Genomic DNA, 3,766 nt, shown 5'->3' on the forward strand with positions numbered 1-3,766 from the left:
CGACGCGAGCGGTCGGCGCGGTCGCCCAGGAGGCGGCGCGAGCGGCCGAGAAGTCGGCTGCGGCCCGGTGCGGGGCCGAGGCGGCGGTGGCGATGGCGGTGCGAGCGGTGCGGTTCACAGGTGACCTCTTCGTCAGGTGGTGTGTCGCTGGTGCGCGGGACGGTGCGGGGGTGTGTGGCTGGCGGTGCTGAGTGGCTCCGATGCCGGGGCCGTGCATCGCCGGTGCGGCTGCTGTGCCGACCCGGCGAAGGGGATGTGACCGTTTCATGTGAGCGCTCACATCTGCGGTCCGGGGCAACTATGAGGCAGGCCGCGACCGATGTCAAGTCGCGCACACGGGGGCCAGGGTTCACACGCCGGATACACGCCGTTCACGGGCCTGAGCGGAACGCGGGGCACGATGTGCGCATGATCACCGTCACGGCCACCGTCCACACCGCGCACGACAGCGCCGGGTTGTTCTGGCTGTCGCGGCGCCTCCTGGCCGAGCACACGACGGCGAGGGTCGACGAAGGGCAGTACCTCGTGCAGCTCGCCGACGCGGGGACGGTGCTGCTCACCGAGCTGCCCGAGATGCTGCGCTTCGACGTCGTCGTGCGCGACGAGCTGGCCGCCCGGCGCACCCGCCGCGCCCTCGACGGCGTGCTGGACCGATGGTCGCTCGGCGCCGTGTCGGCGGTCACCTGGCAGACGGCGCCGCTCGGGGCGGAGCCGATCGGCGCGTAGACGAGCCGGCCCCAGGGGGGCGCGACCCGGCCGCTCGGCCGGCTCGCGCCTCCTGCGAGGCCCGGTCGCGCCTCCTGCGAGGCCCTGTCGCGCCTCCTGCGAGGCCCTGTCGCGCCTCCTGCGGTCTCGGTCAGGCGATCACGGCGATCGTCCACGAGGCGGTGTGCGACTCCCCCGGCGCGAGGCGGACGAGGTCGACGCCGCTCGTGAAGGCGTCGGGCGGGCAGGTCATCGGCTCGACGGCGAGGCCGAGCCGGTCGAGCTCGGGCTCGGGGCGGTCGCCGGTGTGCACCTGGACCCAGGGCAGCTCGGAGACGGCCCACGACATCGCGACGCCGCGGCCGTCGCGGGCGACGACCTCGACCGTGGCGCGCCCCTCGGCGTCCGCGTCGATCTCGGTGAAGGCGTGGTCGACGAACAGGTCGCCGACGGTGCGGGCCTCGCGGAAGTCGAAGCCCTCGCGCTCGGTGACGCCGTGGACGCCGGTCGGGACGAGGCGATCCTCGGTGACCTCGAGGTAGCTCGCCGCGGGCAGCAGCAGCGACCAGTCGTCGACCCGGCCCTCGCCGGCGACGAGGTACGGGTGCGGGGCGACGCCGTACGGCGCCGTGCCCTGCCCGACGTTCGTCGCCGTGACGGTGGTGACGAGGCCCGCGTCGCCGAGCTCGTACACGGCCCGGAGCTCGAGACGGTAGGGGTAGCCGTCGCTCGGTGCGAGCTGGGTCACGAGGGAGGCGCGGCGCGGGTCGGCCTCGTCGGCCGGGTCGGACGCCCAGTCCGCCCACTGCACCAGGCCGTGGAGGGCGTGGCCGCGCTCGACCTCGGTGAGCGGCAGCTGCCGCTCGACCCCGTCGTCGTCCCACGAGCCGTCGACGACCCGGTTCGGCCACGGGGCGAGCAGCGCGCCGCGGTACAGGGGGCGCACCTCGTCGAGGCCGAAGGGGACGACGAGGTCGCGACCGTCGTGCCTGAGCGAGCGGAGCGTCGCACCGACCCCGGCGATCTCGGCCCGGTACGGGCCGTGCTCGAGCACGGTGCGGATGCCGCTGACGGGCACGGCGGCAGGCGTCGCCGGATCGGTGACGGCGGTGGTGGTGGTGGTCTCAGGCACGGGCGGCTCCTCCGAAGACGGTGTGGTCGAGGTGCGCGTTGCGGAACCGGCCCTCGGGGTCGACGGCGGCGGCGTGGGCCGCGAAGTCGTCCAGTCGAGGGTAGCGACGACGCAGCACCCCGTGGTCGAGGCCGGCCACCTTGCCCCAGTGGGGGCGGGCGTCGAACGAGGCCAGCGCCTCCTCGACGCTCGGGAGCACCGCGAGCACCGCCTCCGTGTCGCGCCGCCAGGTGAAGTGGAACGCGATGCTGTCACGGCCGCCGCTCGGGCTGAGCCAGGCGTCGTCCGCGGCGACGCTGCGGATCTCGCTGACGAAGATCACGTCGGCCAGGCTCTCGCCGAGGGCACGGAGGGCGGCGGCGGCGGCGGGCGCGTGCTCGGCGGGGACGAGGTACTCGCTCTGGATCTCCTCCCCCGCGCTCGGCGTGAACTCGGCGCGGAAGTGCGGCAGCCGGTCGAGCCAGGGGCCGGGGACGCCGAGCTGCGGGGTGACGGCGTCGGCCGCCGTGTCGGGCAGCATGTGCACGGCCTCGGAGGCGGGGCGGGCGCCGAGCGCGACGAGGTCGAGCGGCGTCGCGAGCGGAGCGGCGCCGACCCGCGCCTTCGCCCAGACCTGTCCGACGACGTCTCCGGTCCACCGGGTGAAGAGGCTGACGCTGTAGGCGTGCGCCATCAGTGCCTCGAAGTTCTCGAGGGCCGCCTCCCACGGGAGGTCGTGGTGCACGGTCTGCACGACGTCGAACGTCGGCACGGTGTCGAGCACCAGCGCGGTGACGATGCCGAGGGCACCGAGCCCCACGACGGAGGCGCCGAACGCGTCGTCGCCCCGGCGGACGACGTCGAGCGTCCCGTCGGCCCGCACGATCTCGACCGCGGCGACGCTGGCCGAGAGCGCGGGGTTGCGCACCCCGGAGCCGTGCGTGCCGGTCTGGACGGCGCCGGCCACGCTGATGTGCGGCAGCGAGGCGAGGTTCGGCAGGGCGCGGCCCCGGGCCTGCAGCTCGCGGGCGAGGACGGCGTGCGTGGTGCCGGCCCCGACGCGGACGGTTCCCGCGGCCTGGTCGAGCTCGATCGGCAGCCCGAGCGCCTCGGTCGAGACGAGCACCCCGTCCGTGTCGGCCACCCGGTTGAACGAGTGCCGTGAGCCGATGGCCTTGACCCGACGGCTGGAGGCGACCACGTCGCGCAGCTCGTCGACCGAGGTGGGGGTGCGGAGGTCGGTCGTCGTGTACTCGACGTTCTCGGCCCAGTTGTGCATGAGACTCCTTCGACTCGGTGGCGTGGCCGAGTCTAGTGAGCGCTCACTCGACGCGCGCCGAGTCCGCGCCGGCGCTCGTGTCCCCCTCACTGGGGACCGCCGACCCCCCGGACCGGGGCCGCGTCCCCCGTTGTCCCCCGGGCCAGGACGCGGTTCGCTGGGTACAGGCCCCGGGAGACCGCCGCCGACCGACCACGACCCAGGGGAACACCACGATGGACTCGACCGCACACGGCACCGACGCCGTCCGCGCCTCCGCTCCGCAGCAGCTCCGGCACGACCGCCGGGTGCGCCCCGAACGCGTCGTCCGACTGCGCCGTGCACCGTCGTTCTTCCTCACCTGGCTCGACGTCCCGAACGACGGCAGCGATCCGGCCCTGCCCCTCGGCGCCTGCCTCGTGCTCCGCCGCGTCGGCGGCCAGACCCCCCGCGACGTCGTCGTCGAGCTCCCCGGCGGAGTCGCCCGCCGTGCCGACGCGCTGCGTCGCCGATCGACGATGGGGATCGCGACGCCGACCGAGATCGGCGCCCTCGCCGAGCTCGGCACGGTCTTCGTCGAGTGGACCTCGTCCGACGGCGTCCGCCGCACCACCTGGCTGCGCGTGCCCTCGGTGCCCGCGCGCTACCGCGTCCGCCGCGCCGCCTAGGCAGCTCTCGCGGCGTCCGGGCGG

General features: G+C 75.1%; 4 protein-coding genes. 2 read left to right on the top strand and 2 right to left on the bottom strand.

Annotated elements, in window-relative coordinates; translation table 11 throughout:
- Positions 1-408: 408 nt before the first annotated feature.
- Complete coding sequence (locus RWM17_RS13015) at positions 409-726, top strand: hypothetical protein (protein WP_314104310.1); 318 nt, start codon at positions 409-411, stop codon at positions 724-726.
- A 130-nt stretch (positions 727-856) separates the two neighbouring features.
- On the opposite strand, the gene RWM17_RS13020 is transcribed toward RWM17_RS13015, so the two are convergent.
- Both RWM17_RS13020 and RWM17_RS13025 read right to left on the bottom strand, forming a co-directional pair.
- Positions 857-1,837: an aldose 1-epimerase family protein gene (locus RWM17_RS13020; protein WP_314104313.1), complete on the bottom strand. Its 981-nt coding sequence runs from the start codon at positions 1,835-1,837 to the stop codon at positions 857-859.
- The gene (locus tag RWM17_RS13025) at positions 1,830-3,095 is read right to left on the bottom strand and encodes an FAD-binding protein (protein WP_314104316.1); all 1,266 of its coding nucleotides are present in this window, start codon (positions 3,093-3,095) and stop codon (positions 1,830-1,832) included. Before RWM17_RS13025 ends, RWM17_RS13020 begins: the two co-directional genes overlap by 8 nt.
- A gap of 215 nt (positions 3,096-3,310) precedes the next feature.
- On the opposite strand from RWM17_RS13025, the gene RWM17_RS13030 reads away from it, so the two are divergent.
- Positions 3,311-3,742 carry a hypothetical protein gene (locus RWM17_RS13030; RefSeq protein WP_314104319.1) on the top strand — a complete coding sequence of 144 codons (432 nt, stop codon included), beginning with the start codon at positions 3,311-3,313 and terminating at the stop codon, positions 3,740-3,742.
- Positions 3,743-3,766 lie beyond the last annotated feature (24 nt).

It is taken from the genome of uncultured Frigoribacterium sp. (assembly GCF_963515265.1).
In the GTDB taxonomy this organism is placed as follows: Bacteria; Actinomycetota; Actinomycetes; order Actinomycetales; family Microbacteriaceae; genus Frigoribacterium.